The 16,271-nt window shown below is 42.3% G+C and carries 13 protein-coding genes; 5 read left to right on the top strand and 8 right to left on the bottom strand.

Features of this window, described 5'->3' with window-relative positions; all coding sequences use genetic code 11:
* Positions 1–14 precede the first annotated feature (14 nt).
* On the top strand, positions 15–1,913 hold the full coding sequence (locus tag GNF10_RS01985) for a S8 family peptidase (protein WP_185607105.1): 1,899 nt from the start codon (positions 15–17) through the stop codon (positions 1,911–1,913).
* A 182-nt stretch (positions 1,914–2,095) separates the two neighbouring features.
* Here GNF10_RS01985 and GNF10_RS01990 read toward each other — a convergent pair whose 3' ends face one another.
* Both GNF10_RS01990 and GNF10_RS01995 read right to left on the bottom strand, forming a co-directional pair.
* Positions 2,096–3,577 carry an HlyD family efflux transporter periplasmic adaptor subunit gene (locus tag GNF10_RS01990; RefSeq protein ID WP_185584049.1) on the bottom strand — a complete coding sequence of 494 codons (1,482 nt, stop codon included), beginning with the start codon at positions 3,575–3,577 and terminating at the stop codon, positions 2,096–2,098.
* 94 nt (positions 3,578–3,671) lie between these two features.
* Positions 3,672–4,547 carry an SDR family oxidoreductase gene (locus GNF10_RS01995; RefSeq protein ID WP_185584047.1) on the bottom strand — a complete coding sequence of 292 codons (876 nt, stop codon included), beginning with the start codon at positions 4,545–4,547 and terminating at the stop codon, positions 3,672–3,674.
* 761 nt (positions 4,548–5,308) lie between these two features.
* On the opposite strand from GNF10_RS01995, the gene GNF10_RS38275 reads away from it, so the two are divergent.
* Positions 5,309–5,626: a toll/interleukin-1 receptor domain-containing protein gene (locus tag GNF10_RS38275; RefSeq protein ID WP_260445953.1), complete on the top strand. Its 318-nt coding sequence runs from the start codon at positions 5,309–5,311 to the stop codon at positions 5,624–5,626.
* Between the two features lie 58 nt (positions 5,627–5,684).
* The gene (locus tag GNF10_RS38280; protein WP_260445954.1) at positions 5,685–6,221 is read left to right on the top strand and encodes a GUN4 domain-containing protein; all 537 of its coding nucleotides are present in this window, start codon (positions 5,685–5,687) and stop codon (positions 6,219–6,221) included.
* Positions 6,222–6,487: 266 nt separating this feature from the next.
* Here the strand turns inward: GNF10_RS38280 and GNF10_RS02005 are convergent, their stop codons facing one another.
* Together GNF10_RS02005 and GNF10_RS02010 are read right to left on the bottom strand one after the other, a co-directional pair.
* Positions 6,488–7,390 (bottom strand): S1 RNA-binding domain-containing protein, encoded by a 903-nt coding sequence (locus GNF10_RS02005; protein ID WP_185584045.1) that lies wholly within the window; start codon positions 7,388–7,390, stop codon positions 6,488–6,490.
* Positions 7,391–7,512: 122 nt separating this feature from the next.
* The gene (locus GNF10_RS02010) at positions 7,513–8,253 is read right to left on the bottom strand and encodes a dienelactone hydrolase family protein (RefSeq protein WP_185584044.1); all 741 of its coding nucleotides are present in this window, start codon (positions 8,251–8,253) and stop codon (positions 7,513–7,515) included.
* 266 nt (positions 8,254–8,519) lie between these two features.
* On the opposite strand from GNF10_RS02010, the gene GNF10_RS02015 reads away from it, so the two are divergent.
* Both GNF10_RS02015 and GNF10_RS02020 read left to right on the top strand, forming a co-directional pair.
* Entirely contained in the window at positions 8,520–9,503 is a 984-nt protein-coding gene (locus GNF10_RS02015) for a GntR family transcriptional regulator (protein WP_185584042.1), read from the top strand.
* Positions 9,504–9,808: 305 nt separating this feature from the next.
* A complete protein-coding gene (locus GNF10_RS02020; protein WP_185584040.1) occupies positions 9,809–11,005 on the top strand; it encodes an FAD-dependent monooxygenase in 1,197 nt (398 codons plus the stop codon).
* A 14-nt stretch (positions 11,006–11,019) separates the two neighbouring features.
* Here GNF10_RS02020 and GNF10_RS02025 read toward each other — a convergent pair whose 3' ends face one another.
* The 4 genes from GNF10_RS02025 to tig all read right to left on the bottom strand — a co-directional run bounded on the left by GNF10_RS02025 (position 11,020) and on the right by tig (position 15,849).
* Positions 11,020–11,940: an alpha/beta fold hydrolase gene (locus GNF10_RS02025; protein WP_185584038.1), complete on the bottom strand. Its 921-nt coding sequence runs from the start codon at positions 11,938–11,940 to the stop codon at positions 11,020–11,022.
* 104 nt (positions 11,941–12,044) lie between these two features.
* The gene (gene clpX / locus GNF10_RS02030) at positions 12,045–13,385 is read right to left on the bottom strand and encodes an ATP-dependent protease ATP-binding subunit ClpX (RefSeq protein ID WP_185584036.1); all 1,341 of its coding nucleotides are present in this window, start codon (positions 13,383–13,385) and stop codon (positions 12,045–12,047) included.
* A 9-nt stretch (positions 13,386–13,394) separates the two neighbouring features.
* Positions 13,395–14,093 (bottom strand): ATP-dependent Clp endopeptidase proteolytic subunit ClpP, encoded by a 699-nt coding sequence (gene clpP / locus GNF10_RS02035; RefSeq protein WP_185584035.1) that lies wholly within the window; start codon positions 14,091–14,093, stop codon positions 13,395–13,397.
* Between the two features lie 310 nt (positions 14,094–14,403).
* A complete protein-coding gene (tig, locus tag GNF10_RS02040; protein ID WP_185584033.1) occupies positions 14,404–15,849 on the bottom strand; it encodes a trigger factor in 1,446 nt (481 codons plus the stop codon).
* Positions 15,850–16,271 lie beyond the last annotated feature (422 nt).

The following is a 16,271-nucleotide window of genomic DNA, read 5'->3' on the forward strand; positions in this document are numbered from 1 at the left end:
GAGAAAAAACAATTATGCTCAATGATAATACTAATAACAATTTATTTTCTACTAATAAAAGCTTAAATTTTACTTCAATCTCTTCATTAGATACATTTAATACTAAGAATGACACCAGCTTTAACTTAAACGGACGTAGTAGCTACAACTCAGCCAATTCTCATGTGCAGTTACTAAATAATAGTAACTACAAAAATAGCAGTAACGCTACGACTAATACTTTTACGACGCAAAGTTATAACTCTACTAATGGCTATGGCTTGATTAATGCAGCAGCAGCAGTAGCTAAAGCTACTAATCAGAATACCTTTGCTGATGTTCCCGATCTTGGTGGTAATAATTGGGGAGCAGACCTTGTTAAAGCACCAGAAGTTTGGGCACAGGGATATACAGGTAAAGGCGTTGTTGTCGCTGTTATAGATACTGGGGTTGACTATAACCACGAGGATTTAAAAAATAATATCTGGACAAATACCAAGGAAATTGCAGGTAACGGTATAGATGATGATAGCAATGGCTATATTGATGATAATTACGGGTGGAACTTTGCTGATAAAAACAACAACACCCTAGATGACAACGGTCACGGTACTCATGTTTCCGGCACGATCGCAGGAGAAAATAATAACTATGGTGTCACTGGTATTGCATACAATGCCAAGATTATGCCTGTCAAAGTTTTGAATGAGTCTGGCTCTGGTTCTTATAGCTCGATATCTAAGGGTATTCGCTACGCTGTGGATAATGGAGCTAATGTGATTAACCTCAGTTTAGGAGGCACATCTTCCAATCGGACTCTGGAGTCAGCCATTAACTATGCCAGTAGCAAAGGAGTGATTGTCGTGATGGCAGCAGGTAATGATGGTGAATCAGAACCAGACTATCCCGCCCGCTATGCCTCCAAGTCGGGAATTGCTGTTGGGGCAGTAGACAGAAATAATAATATGGCCGATTTCTCTAACCGCTCTGGAACAAATCAAATCTCTTATGTCACAGCCCCAGGAGTCAAGGTTTATTCATCACTTCCGAATAATCAGTATGCCACTTATAGCGGAACATCTATGGCTACTCCCCATGTTGCTGGTGTAGTTGCCCTGATGCTTAGTGCTAACCCCAGCCTGACTGATGCCCAAGTACGTCAGATTGTGGCAGAAACATCAGAAAACAGCACCCAAAGTACAAACTCTAGTTTAAATATTTCTAATGTTAGTTCTTTGGCAAAGCAAGTGATCTCTACGACAGGCTACGCAGACACAGCAGCAAATAGTTCAGAAAGTACAACCTCTAGTTTAAATATTTCTAATGTTAGTTCTCTAGCAAAGCAAGTGATGTCTGGCGACAACCTGCTACATATCGGCGCACAAACAGCAAAATATCTCACACCAGAGAAAATTTCTAGTTTAAATAATTCCGATGTCGCTTCTCTAATTGGGCAGACTATTAAAGAAACAGCAAAATATCTCACACCAGAGAAAATTTCTAGTTTAAATAATTCCGATGTCGCTTCTCTAATTGGGCAGACTATTAAAGAAACAGCAAAATATCTCACACCAGAGAAAATTTCTAGTTTAAATAATTCCGATGTCGGTTCTCTAATTGGGCAGACTATTACAGAAACAGCAAAATATCTCACACCAGAGAAAATTTCTAGTTTAAATAATTCCGATGTCGGTTCTCAAATTGATCAGACTATTACAGAAGCAGCAAAATATCTCACGCCAGCCGAAGGTAATAATGGATTAAGCAATTCAGAATTATGGTCACAATTCCAAAATTTTGATAAAGTTCTGGGCAGTATCAATATAAATAGCAATGATGATCAGAAAGATGAGAATAATCTTGATTTTTGGAAACTACTAGAGGGAATGCAAAAACAAATGGAGCAGTATAAAAAATTCTTAGGCATCGGTTAGAAATTATAGCGATTTGTAGTTCAGTCAAATACTATTCGGTTAGAAAAATCAACCAAACCACTTGTCTATTACGAATGAATTTAGGGGTTTAGCATTGCTAAACCCTTACGTTTTAGGTGTGGTTTATGGGATACGTAGGCATCGCTTTTGAAATAGCTACAAGAACAAGAGAGGCTACAAACCTACCTAACAGAAAATGCCTCATTAAAGCGCCGCGTCACAGGCTCAGTAATAAATGTCAGAATTGACTTTTTACGAGTGACAATTTCACCTGTAGCAGACATACCTGGTGTAAATTCTACTTCTTGACCACGCACATTAACTGAATGTTTATTTAGCTTAATTCTTGTAGGAAAAACTAAGCCCAATTCTTTATCAATAATTGCATTTGGACTGACTTGCATAACTTCGCCCTCCACAATCCCAAATTCCTGGAAGGGGAAAGTCGCCATTTTCACTTTTGCCTTCATTCCTTGACGAATAAACCCAATATCGCGGTTAAGAACTTTCACCTCTAGAAGCATTTCTTCGCCTTCTGGCAAAATTGACAGCAATTCTTCACCAGATTGGACTGGTCCCTTGGTGGCTTTGACTCTGTAAATCGTACCTGCAACGGGAGCCTCAATCGTTTCTAAAGCTTGCTGCTTCCTCGCCTGCTCTAATTGACCTTGAACAGTTGTCAGTTCTTCTTTACGCTTGTTGAACTGCGTTAAAATTTCACTTTGGCGTTCTGATGCTACACGCTGGGACTGGCTGCGGGCAGAGTTGTAAGCTTGTTCTGCTTGGCGAATTTCTTGGGTTTGAGCAGCAATATCTTTTTCTAATGATGTGACTTTATCTTGAGCCTCTGTTATTCTATTCTGGGCGTTAGTCACTTCATCTTGCGATCTGGTAATTTCTGTCTTTGCACGAGTCAATCTTTCTTGAGCATCCAAGTAATCGACACGAGGTACAGCACCAGGAGTAATTAGGGTGCGTAAGCTTTTTTCCCTTTCTTGTGCAAGTGCCAAATTACTTTCAATTTTAATTCGGATGCTGTCTGCGTTGGCAAGGTTGGTTTGGGCATTAGCAAAGCTGCTTTTGGCATTAGCTAAGTTGTCTTGCAATCGAGTCAAGCGGACTTTGGCTTGATTGATGAGTGCTATTTGGCGATTTGCTTCTGCTTCTGCTCCTGCTTGACGCGCTTGGTAGTCTTGCAGACGGGAAGTTAAAAGTTCATCTTGTAGTTTTGTCCCAGTTGTTTTGCCTCCAAGACGTTCTGCATCCAAACGTTGTAAATCGTCTTGAATCAATCTAGTTGATTTGGCTAGGCGGGAAACATCAGTTATTTGCAAGTCCGGGTCTTTTTGAATCAGAATTTGACCTTTGGTGACGCGATCGCCTTCTTTGACTTTCACACCGACAATTGACCCCCCACCCAAGGATGTCACTGGCCTAACCTGTGTGGAAGCAATTAATTCCCCTGGCGCTGTTGCTACTTCATCTATTTGCGAGAAGTACGCCCAAGCGATCGCTCCAAATACAATGGCGCTCATCGTTCCCGCTAATAATCTCGTGTACAGGGGTGGCAATTCCTGTACTGCCTTCCCCAACTCATAAGTGAGTTGTTCCTCTGGTTGGGCGAATCGCTCTTTTGTCTGACGTGCTTGAGCAGCATTTACCATATATTTTTATCCTTTTTTATTTGTCATTAGTCATTTGTCCTTTGTCATTTGTTCTTGGTGATTCACTAATGACCGATGACTAATGACGGTTAATTCAAACTGTTAGATAGCGCCGCAAAAAGGTTTCTAATGTCTCCAATTGGAAGTTAAAAATCGCTTCTAAATTGGCGATTTCATCTTTTGTACAGAAAAATTCATTTGCTAGCAATGTGCGATAAGTTCCCAAAGCTTTTTGGACTTGGGGATTAAATAAACCCAATGCACCTTGTAATCCATCAATAAAAAATAGTGGTGAATTAATTATTACTGGCTCTTTGGCGAAAATCCGACCAAAAATCCGGGGAATATCTTCTCGTAATAAAATTTCTGGGCCTCCCACTGGTAAAATCTGGTTACGAGCGCCTGCAACTGTCACAGAATCGACTATTATCCTTGCCAAATCATCGGTACTGACAATTGAGCTACGGTTTTTGCGATCGCCAATCAGCAGATACAATCCCGTTTCCCGAAATCGTTCTACCAGTGGCAGCAAGTTAGATGCTAATCCAGATGGGCGTAAAATTGTGTAATTTAAGCCACTAGCTACCAAATATTGCTCTACGGCTCGTTTAGCTTTGAACACAGGCGCGTCTTCATATCCGCGATCGGCTCCCAATACCGAAATGAAGACAAAATGCTCTACGCCATTGGCTTTTGCTTGGTCAATCAGTTCAATATTGGCACGGTAATCTAAGGATAAGGCATCGCTATCAGAACCGTGGGCGCTGATAACATACTTGACACCCTGAGTAGCTTTTTGAATATCTTTTTCCCGCAGCAAATCACCGATAAAGATTTCTGCACCCCGGTGTTCTAACTCGCTGTAGCGCGAGGTAAGGCGAACAAATGCCCGCACAGACTGTTCTCGTTGCCGTAGCAGTCGCACAACTCTGCGACCAATTCCTCCCGTTGCTCCAGTTACTAGAAACATATAAATACCTAGATTGAATAGTTGCAGCGTTTATAGTTGTCAAAATGCTCGATATATGCTCAAGATATCCTCACGCCAACTAAGCCAATTGGTCACACCTTATTTATCTTAATACTCTAAAAATGATCCCCCACATCTTTGTAGATGCAGGGGATAGGTTAATAAAATTAGTCACGAATGCGTGAATTACTGCAATGAGTCAGCAATCAAGCAGGTTGAAAAAGCAATATGCTCATTTTGCTTGCGGAAAACACTGAAATGAGCAAGCAAACTGGGGCTTGAGAAAGCAAACTGGGGTTTGAGAAAGTAAACCGGGGTTTGAGAAAGTAAACCGGGGTTTGAGAAAGTAAAAGCTGCTTTTGCTTGCGGAAAACACCAAAATGAGAAAGCAAACTGGGGTTTGAGAAAGTAAAAGCTGCTTTTGCTTGCGGAAAATACCAAAATGAGAAAGCAAACTGGGGTTTGAGAAAGTAAAAGCTTCTTTTGAGTAAGTCAAATGTCATTTTGCTTATTAAATTCGACGTAACTTAAGTAATTATGTTAAGAAGATTTGTAGTTTGGGTTGAACGGAGTGAGACCAAACAAAGCCGTTAAAATGTTGTGTTTCATTCCTCAACCCAACCTACATTAGAGTTATTTTTTAGACAAAACCTCGCAGTATTTGGGTGAGTTAGAATCGTTGAAGAAGGATTTAAAGCAGTAAGTATAATGTGTTAGCAATTATTGCCGATATAGAGAAGTGGATGTGAGGAGACTTATAGATGAGTGACGAAAATCAGTTTGATGTCTTCCTTTGCCACAATAGCAAAGACAAACCTGAAGTTATAGAAATTGCTCATGAATTAACAAGACAAGGAATTAAACCTTGGCTAGATAAATGGGAACTTCGTCCTGGTTTAGGATGGCAGGTTTTACTAGAAGAACAAATAGAAAATATTAAATCAGCAGCAGTTTTTGTAGGTAAGCAGTGGACTTGGCCCTTGGCAAAGTCAAGAGATGAGAGCTTTTTTAAACGAATTTGTAGAAAGAAACTGTCCCGTAATTCCCGTTTTGCTTGGGAATACACCACACCAGCCTAAACTCCCAATTTTTCTTAGGGGTAATACCTGGGTTGACTTTCGGACAGATACTGAGGCTATGGAGAACTTAATTTGGGGTATTACTGGAAAACCGCCAGAGCGAAAACCAAAGCTACAGCAAGTAATTCAAGCCGATGACCTCAGTTCTGAGAAGGGAGTAAACTACACGCAATTGCGAGATTTGCTAGCAGCAGGCAAGTGGAAAGAAGCGGATGAAGAAACTTTCGCTGTCATGCTCAAGGCATCTAGCAGCGAAAAGGAACGCTGGCTTGATAGCGAATACATCAAAAATTTTCCCTGTACTGATTTACGTACCATTGACCAACTTTGGGTAAAATATAGTGGTGGGCGCTTTGGTTTTAGCGTTCAGAAGAAAATTTATCTGAGTGTTGGTGGGAAGGCTAACAGTGAATATTACAAAGAACAAGTCGTGCAAAAATTTGCTGATCGCGTAGGATGGAGAGTGGAAGGAAACTTTGTAGATGACTCTGATGTAGTTTTTAACACTTCAGCAGCAGAGGGACACCTCCCAATTTGGAGGGAATATGTGTATTTGTGGGATATCTTTTCTCTCGTTGAGACTTGCGAAGTTTAAGATTTAAGTACTTCAGACTTTTAAAAATATTTGTAACAGACTTGTTTTCTACGAGTTAATCAACATTTCAAATATCCGATACCTGGCAGCCCCGTTGGGGAAATCAAAAGTCAAAAGTCAAAAGTCAAAAGTCAAAAGTCAAAAAATATAAAACTTCCCCCTATATCTTTGTAGATACAGGGGGATTATTAACAATTCAAAATTCAAAATTCAAAATTGTTTTAGATGATGATTTAAACGCTTTGTGCAAGCAGCCCACCTCAAAACTATTCAGCAGCTTTGTTATTAGCCCTATTAGCACGCGCTTCAGCCGAAGCCATCACCTCATCCATATTCTCTAGCACTTCACCAGGGAAGTTTTCCAAAACTCTGGTAGAAAGAGCAACCCGCCCTTTACCTTCATCCAAGTCAATAATTACAGCCTTAATTGGCTGACCAACTTTAAATACCTTTTCTAGAGAATCAATGAATTTTTGGCTTACCTGCTTGATATGAAGCAAAGCCCCCATACCATTTAAATCAACAAACACACCAAAAGGCTTGATACCAGTAACCTTACCTTCCACTAGTTGACCTAGTTCTAATAAGCTGAAGTTGCTAGAACGAGTTGCTAAACGCTGGGAAAGGATGAGTTTGTTGGTGTTTTTATTGATTTCCAAAAAGCCCACAGTCAGATTTTGACCTTTGAGTGCTTCTAAGTTATCACGCTCTGCCAGGTGCGATCGCGGAATAAACCCCCGTAAAGAAAGAATATCGACGGTGACACCACCTTTATTTACACCCATAACCCGTACTTGCACAGTCTGAGCATTTTCCTGCATTTCCGCCAATCGTTCCCAGATGTGCTGAATTTCCAACTGCTTGCGAGAAAGAGTGACTTGACCTTCTGCATCCTGATCTCGGATAATCAAAAACTGCATATCCTCTTGCAATGGCAGCACTTCCGATAAATCGGTAACTGCTCTCAAAGAAGCCTCATCGCGTGGTAGAAAAGCTGACGACTTGCCACCAATATCGACATAAGCCCCATCATGGTCAAGTTGGAACACTTTGCCATGTACAACCTGTCCCTTTTGAAACTGGTAGTCGTGTTTTTCTAGCGCTTTGGCAAAATCGTCCATCGTAAATGACGAATTGGCTGTTTGAGAAAGTTTCGATTCGGAATTCATGACTTTTGAAGATTAATTGTTATTTGAGATGGTGCAACTGGAGTTTTGATTGTCATTAGTCACTTGTCATTTGTCATTCGTCAGTTGTCGTTTATTATTCACTAATGACTAATGACTAATGACTAGTTCAGTTGACTAAAGAGTTGTTTGGCTTGCTCCCAAGCATCAGCAGCAGCTTTAGGATTATAACTGGCACGAAGGTCACAGAAAAATCCGTGATCAGCTCCATCGTAGCGAAACACACGATGAGGAATTTTATATTTTTCTAACTCTGCTCCAATCTCATCTACTTGTTCGGGTGGAATGCTAGCATCTTCTGTACCAAAGAAGGCATAGACAGTACCTGGAATCTCTCTGGTGCGGGTAACAGTGGGAGCGCCACCTCCTGGCGTACGGGTGGTAATTCCAGCACCGTAAAAGGAAGCTGTAGCTTTAATATCTGGTAAAGTGGCTGCAAGATATGCGACATGACCGCCAAAGCAAAAGCCAATACAGCCAAAACTATCTTTTTTGACTTGAGGAAGATTTTTGAGGTAGTCAATTGCTAATTGAATATCGCTTAACAACTCTGATGCTTGAGTTTGCATAGCGTAACCTCTGCCTGTTTCAATATCTTCAGGCGTGTATCCGGTTTCAAAACTAGGAGCAGTGCGTTGAAAAAGTGCAGGTGCGATCGCTACATACCCAAGTTTGGCAATCCGTTCTGTAACATCCCGAATGTGAACGTTGACACCAAAAATCTCTTGTAATACAACGATTCCTGGGTAAGATCCAGGTTCTTTTGGTTCTGCCAGATATGCTGACACTTGAATATTATCTTGCAAAAGATTAACCGTTGTGGTAATTATTGCTTGCTCTGCCATAATAATTTTTACCAGTGTTATGTGATTAACGGTGTGTTTGTTTGATATAACTATGCCAGTATGCCGAGGTTATTTCCAATAGAATTACCAGATACCATAGTGAGCGCATTAAAAATTTCTACCAGAAAAATTTTATTTGTAAATCAAATATTTTGATATGTAGCAAATACAGCTCGTCACTAAAGGAGTGCTATGTATAGAAGTAACACTTAATACCCAAAACTCAGCATTTATCACTCAGCACTTAGTATTCAGGAGGTTTGGTGGTGATTCAATTCCGTATTCAGCCAGACAGCGAAATTCCCGCATCAACCCAGCTGTTTAATCAAATCCGCTTTGCGATCGCTTCTCGGCAATATCCCCCTGCTTACAAATTGCCAAGCACAAGGGCGCTGGCAATGCAAACGGGATTACACCGCAATACCATTAGCAAAGTTTACCGTCAACTAGAAGAAGACGGATTTGTTGAAAGTATGGCTGGTTCGGGAATTTATGTTCGTCCCCAAGGTCATGAGGGCGGTAGTCGGCTACAATCACCAATTCTCAAACAAAATCCTGACGCATATCAAGTTGTCCAGAAAGCACTTGATGATCTACTCACCCAAGGATGTACACTCAATCAAGCCAGAGAGCTATTTTTAGCAGAAATCGACTGGCGCTTGCGTTGTAGTGCGCGAGTACTGGTTGCAGTTCCATCCTATGACATGGGTGCTGGTGAATTGATGGTCTATGAACTAGAGCGATCGCTAAAAATACCAGTGCAGTTAGTAGCAATGGAAGAATTAACAGCAGTGTTAGATAAAACTACCTCTGCAACAGTAGTCACAAGTCGGTATTTTATCAGTAACGTGGAAGCGATCGCAGCTCCTAAAGCTGCACGGGTAATTCCTTTAGATATCTACGACTACAGCAAAGAACTCAGCCTCTTAAAAACCTTACCAAAAGAAAACTGTGTAGGCATAGTAAGCCTCAGTTCCGGGATTGCACGAGCAGCAGAAGTCATCCTCCACGGTCTGCGGGGAGATGAACTACTAGTGATGACTTCGCAACCAAAAGATGCCTATAAACTTCAGGCTATGGTTAAACGGGCTGAGGTAATTATCAGTGATCAAGCCAGTTTTGCAGCAGTGCAAGCAGCCGTACAAGCATCTGATGAAGATATTATTCGTCCACCAAAGCTGATTAAGGTTGAAAATTATATCGGCACTAACTCGATTAACTTGCTAAAACGAGAATTGGGTTTGAGTTAATTATAACTTTGCGTAAATTCATGGCGAATTGAGGGTTGAAATTTAAACGCAAAGGATCGCAAAGGTTAGCGCTGAGGAACGCAAAGGTTTAATGAAGGCAGTTTTTCGCTACGAACTTGTGAAATTCTGTATTAAGCATATCTCTCAAACTCTCATTCCTCTGTGCCCGGTTATTGAGCGACTTGTACTGAGCGTAGTCGAAGTAAGTCGAAATACTGCGCCTCTGGGGTTCGCTATTTCATAATTAATATCAAGATAATTCGACCAACATCTCTGAGAGCAACTGATGCGGGAGGGCTAAGGTAGTGCAGATTGTGATTGTAGGCGCAGGCCCAACAGGTGTAACCCTTGCCCTGCTCCTTACACAACGTGGTATTGCTGTAACCTTAATTGAAGCAGCAAAAGACTTTCATCGTGTTTTTCGCGGCGAAGGATTAATGCCAAGTGGGTTAGATGCGCTAGAGCAAATGGGCTTATCCGCGTTGTTGGAGCATATTCCGCATCGACAACTCGACGCATGGGAATTCATTCTGGGAGACAAGCAGTTGTTTCGAGTTGATGAACCAATGGGAGCAAGCCGACCCTGTACACTGGTTTCACAACCACCGCTACTTAATGCACTGATTTCGCAAGCTCAAACCAATGATGGGTTTGAATTTATCCAGGGTGTTCCAGTCAAAGATTTACGTTGGAGTAATCAACGTGTCGCAGGTGTAGTATTGAGCAATGGAAGAGAACTAACTGCTGACCTAGTGATTGGGGCAGATGGTAGAAACTCTCTTGTACGGCAACGTATAGGATTGGAATTGGTACGCCAGCCCAAAAATATTGATATTCTTTGGTTTAAGCTTGCCGCCAGCCCTGAGTTTGCAGCCGACAATGTATTTCGTACTATTGTAAATGGCGATCGCGTATTTACCATCTTTCATGGAGCAGAATCAGGAAAACTGCATCTAGCTTGGGTGATGTCCGCAACCGAAAACACTGACTTCAAGCAAGCTAACTGGGCAGAGACTTTTGCTTCACTATCACCCTCATGGCTAGCAGAGCATTTCCGTAATCATGCAGACACCATTGAATCCCCCATTCGGCTTTCTGTTGTGGTTGGTTATTGTCCACAATGGCATGCACCAGGGGTATTACTTCTGGGTGACGCTGCACACCCAATGTCTCCTGTTCGTGCCCAAGGAATTAATTTAGCATTCCGTGATGTGATTGTCGCTGCTAATCATCTTGTGCCGTTGTTGCACAAAGAAGCCGAACACCAGGACATTGACATAGCACTCTCGCACATCCAAGCAGAACGTGAGCCAGAAATTATCCGCGCCCAACAACTCCAGTTACAGGAAGCTAAACAAGGCGAACTACTGCGAAAAAATGCACTGTTGCGATCGCTGTTGAGTCAACTTCCTCCCTTACTCCGTAAAATAATTAAAAAGTCTTGGTTAAAACGACAATATAAAATGCGCCAAGGCATCACACAGGTTCATTTAACTGTGTAAAAAGCTGCCAGAAGTTATTTAACTTGTGGCTGTGGAATATTAATTTGCAAAAACTCTTGCACCACTTGCATATAAGTTGGAGCATCTTCCAACATTGGGAAATGTGCTGTGTTGGGCATCATCACAAACTTAACTTTGTCATTCAGTGCAGCTGCTTTACGCCCCATCTCGGCTGGGATAATTTTGTCATACTCTCCCGCCACAAGCAGAGTCGGCACTGTCAGCTTGGCAAACTCAAGCGGCATCACTTCAGATTGAGCCTTACTAACAGAAGTAAAAATTGTCCCTAAAGCTGCATCGTAATCTGCTTCGAGAAAATCTTCTAAAAAAGCTTGACGCTCAGAATGTGGTATCGAACTATATAAAAATCTCGCCATAAACATCCGGTCAACAAATGGAATTTTGCTTAACCACTTGGGACGGAATTTCACCACATAGCCGCCGAATTTATGAAAGGCACTAAAAGATTTTTCGTCGTACTCAAAAATGCCGCTACAGGTTAAAATTCCTCGTTCCACTCGTTGGGGGTAGCGGTTAAAAAATAAAGTAGCAACAGACGCGCCCATCGAGTGAGCATTGATATAGACACGCTGAAGATGCAGCCCATCTAACAAGGCTGCCAAATCATCAGCGTATTCTTCTAATTCATAAGTTAACTCTCTGATTGCCTCTGATTCTTCATTCGGGGACTCAGACTCAGCAACAGCTTCACTTGCTTCGGCAATGGTTGGCTTCCCACCAGAGCGGCCAAATCCCCGCATATCGTAGAGTAAACAATCAAATTGCTCCGATAAAGCATTCGCGGTATTTTGCCAATATCTAGCCGAACCAGCCCAACCGTGCATAAAAACCATCACTGGTTTTGCCAAAGAACCAGATGGTTTTTTCACCCATTCGTAGTAATGGTCAACGCCACGAACTTTAATATAAGGCATTAGTCATTAGTCCTTTGTCAGTTGTCATTAGTCATTTTCCCTTATTACATGGTTATTAGTCTTTAGTTTTTGACTAATAACCAATGACTAATGACTAATGACTATTAGGCTGACTCTGGTTTTGGTAGTGAAGATGGATGGATTATCAGTTCCGCAGTCGATCGCTTCTCGACCATCTCCCGTGTTACTGTACAACGTGTCACATCCTTACGGGATGGTAACTCATACATTACATCCAGCATAAGTTCTTCGACAATGCCCCGCAACGCTCTTGCACCAGTTTTACGGCGGTAGGCTTCTTGAGCGATCGCTCGTAAAGCTTCTGGTTTAAAATCTAACTGGACATTATCCATCTTCAGCAGTTTTTGGTACTGCTTCACTAAGGCGCTGCGTGGCTGGGTGAGAATCGCCATTAGCGCTTCTTCATCTAGCGGATCTACTACTGCTACCATTGGCACGCGCCCAATAAATTCTGGAATCATGCCAAATTTTACTAGATCGTCCGGCGCTAGATGGCGGAGAGTATCTGCTGCCCGTTTTTCTTTCGTTTGGCCTTCTCCAGGTTGCACAAAGCCTATTGCTTTTTTGCCAACTCTCTGATCCACAACCTTTTCTAAGCCTACAAAAGCACCACCACAGACGAACAAAATATTACTTGTATCAATTTGGATACAGTCTTGATAGGGATGCTTGCGCCCTCCTTGGGGTGGTACATTGGCGATCGTTCCCTCTAACATTTTTAGCAAGGCTTGCTGCACGCCTTCGCCAGAAACGTCGCGGGTAATTGACGGGTTCTCACTCTTACGAGCAATTTTGTCAATTTCATCAATGTAGATAATTCCTCGTTGCGCTTCCTCTATATCCAAATCTGCGACTTGCAACAGTCGCAGCAAGATATTTTCCACATCTTCTCCCACATAACCTGCTTCCGTCAGCGTGGTAGCATCAGCCACGGCAAAGGGTACATCGAGGATTTTCGCTAGGGTTTGCGCTAAAAGAGTTTTGCCGCAACCAGTCGGGCCAATTAACAAAATGTTGGACTTTTGCAGTTCTACAGCATCATCCGCTCCACCTTTGCCACTAGCTTTAGACTGAATGACTGCCAACCGCTTGTAGTGATTGTAAACAGCTACTGACAGGACTTTCTTGGCTTCGTCTTGACCAATAACGTGTTCGTCTAGATACTTTTTAATCTCTCTTGGCTTGGGTATTTGATTAAACGAAATACTAGAAGATTGAGTACGCCGTTTTTGAGGTGGTTCTGCTCTTGGTGCCGGTTGTGCTGCCGCACCATTGGTATCGAGTAACTCTTCGTCTAGTATTTCATTACACAAGTCAACGCACTCATCGCAGATGTAGACTCCCGGCCCTGCGATTAATTTACGCACCTGCTCCTGAGACTTGCCGCAAAACGAACATTTTAAATGGGAGTCGTACTTAGACATACCAGCCTCTTATTTCAGAATGGTGACGTTTTCCCCTGCTGTGGGAAGATTTTGCCTGGAAATGACCTGATCAATCAAACCGTAGTTTTTCGCCTCTTCTGCCGACATGAAAAAGTCGCGCTCAGTATCTGCTTCAATTCTTTCTAAGGGTTGACCAGTATGATGAGCCATTAACTGATTCAACTTAGCCTTAACGTAAAGAATTTCTCTGGCTTGAATTTCAATGTCAATAGCTTGACCTTGAGCGCCACCAAGTGGTTGGTGAATCATAATCCGGGAGTCAGGCAGAGACATTCGCTTACCGGCAGCCCCTGCTGTTAACAAAAATGCCCCCATACTCGCGGCTAATCCAAAACAGATGGTAACAACATCAGGGCGAATTTGCTGTATTGTATCATAGATTGCCATCCCTGCGTAGACCGAGCCGCCAGGAGAATTAACATACATTTGAATGTCTTTCTCTGAGTCTTCGGCATCTAGGAATAACAACTGAGCCACAATTGAGTTGGCTACGGCATCGTCTATTGGTGTTCCCAAAAAGATAATCCGCTCTCGCAGCAGGCGGGAGTAGATGTCGAAAGCCCTTTCTCCCATACCAGACTGTTCTACCACCATCGGCACGATGTTGCTAGGGCTGTTCAACTGGGAGTTAATGTTTATTCGACTTTGGTTGCTGATGGGGTAGTTTCCCGACTGCGATACAAACATACAGGCTTTCTGTGACGATAATTTAGGACAAATGTTTCAGCAGCTTATGCTGCCTTTTCGACGAATGGAATTTTTATAGCTACGTGTTAACCATTATGCCTCATATAACTTGCTCTCGTGTAACACAGTATCAAGCTCAGTCCATAACATGTGTCACAATTTGCCAAAAATTCATTAATTCTTTAAATTATTTTGACTTTATCCCAGTGGGAATTGAGGATTGGTTATTTTTGTCCCTGCTCCCTTACCTTACCCATTTCACCAGTACTTTAACTCAGGACTGGTGAACTTATGGTTTTGGGATTTTGTACTATCCTTCTGTGACTTCTGTAGAAGGTTCGCTGCTTTCTTCCTCTGTCTGAGATATCTCAGCATCTGCATCTGCATTTGATTCTGCGGCTTCCGTTTCCTCTGCGGGACTTAAGGAGCCTTCGGGTACAAGTTCAACTGAGGAATGTTCTAAGAGCCAATCGATGGTTTTTTCGGTTAATAGTTCGTTTTCCACGATTGAGCGCAGTCTATCTTCATCAACCTCTTTTTCCTCTGGGTACTGTTCCAAAAGTTCTTTGACTCTGGCTGCGATTTCTTCTGGTGTTACCTCAATAGATTCACGTTTACCGACTTCCCGCAAGGACAAAGAACGTTTGATGCGTTCGATAGCCTCAGTACGCGATCGCTCCCGCAATTGAGGAATAATATCTTGAGTAAACAACTTCCTCACATCTAATCCCTGCTGAGACAGGCGCATTGCGGTTTGCGTTAACATTGCATCCACTTCTTGCTCAACCAAGGTTAGTGGTAAGTCAACTTCTACGTGCTTAAGCAGTTCCGTTAACAACGCTTCCTGCTTATTTGTTTTTGTTTTGTCATCCGCCTCTTTTTGATATCGCTCTACCAAAGAAGCGCGTAACTCCTCTAAGGTTTCAAAATCGCTGATTTCCTGGGCGAAATCGTCATTTATTTCTGGTAGTTCCTTTTCCTTCAGTTCTTTGAGCGTCACTGTGAAAGTTGCTGCTTTTCCAGCTAAATCCTCATTAGCATAAGGATCTGGGAACTGAGCCGCAATTTCTCTAGTTTCTTCAGGATTCATCCCTATTATTCCCGAGATAAAGCCTGGGATAAACTTATCTTCCTGCAACTCAACTTGAAAATCAGTTGCTTCGGCTCCCGGAATAGGTTCTAGTTCAGCTGTTTCGTCTTCACCCTCGGCTCTGGCAAATGAGCCTTTAAAATCGACTACGGCAATATCACCAATTTGGGCTGAACGTCCTTCCACAGGAATTAATGTCGCTAATTCTTGACGTTCCTTCTCAAGGCTACTATCCACTCGTTCTGGATCGTACTTGACTTCTTCGGCTTGGAAAAGCAAATCAGTGTACTGCACTAGATTTACTTCTGGTTCTACATCGACAGCGGCCGAAATCGTCAGAGGTTTTCCAGGTTCATAATTATTAATCAAATCCTCAAAGGAGGAGCGCAATTGCGGCTGACCGATTGCCGGGATAGCTTCTTGTTTAACTGCTTGCTCAATGCCGTCTTGAATTAGTTCTTCCAGCGCTGCTGCCTTGATACGAGTTGTACCCAGCCTTTGTAGTAGTATCGGCCGAGGTACCTTGCCTTTACGAAACCCAGGAATATTGGCAGTACTCGCTAAGTTTTTAATGACCTGTTCGTAAGTTTGCTTGGTAATTTCCGGCGTAATCTCTATTTCCAGTCCAATTTGGCTGGCGGGAAGTTTTTCCTGGGTAACTTTCATGCTTCGTCTCTAGTTTTCTGGTATTTTAATCTCCGAGTACACACAAGACGCAATAATTTTTCGCGTTTATGGCTTGATGTCTCTTAGGGAGGAGGGGGAGTTTGTCACAAGGCTTTATGACATCCAAGGATGGATTGTGTGTCCTGGCACAGAGATCCAGTTTACTGCCAATGGCCAAGGACTTGACAATTTACCGTCATAACAATTATTGACACTCCCAGGGCTAAGAACGTCTGGGGTTTCTTGCCTAATATTTGTAATAAGTGCTGAATCATTGCGGATTGGGAAGATTGTTATCCCTATTCCCCAGTTCGTAATTTTCAGTTAGCCGGAATTTAGCACTGGAAAGTCAAGAATTCATTATTCGGTGGGCTAAGACCGTGATATTCTGATTTTCAGTCAGTAGTTTATTACTTCAAAGT

The organism is Nostoc sp. UCD121 (assembly GCF_014222285.1).
GTDB lineage: Bacteria > Cyanobacteriota > Cyanobacteriia > Cyanobacteriales > Nostocaceae > Nostoc.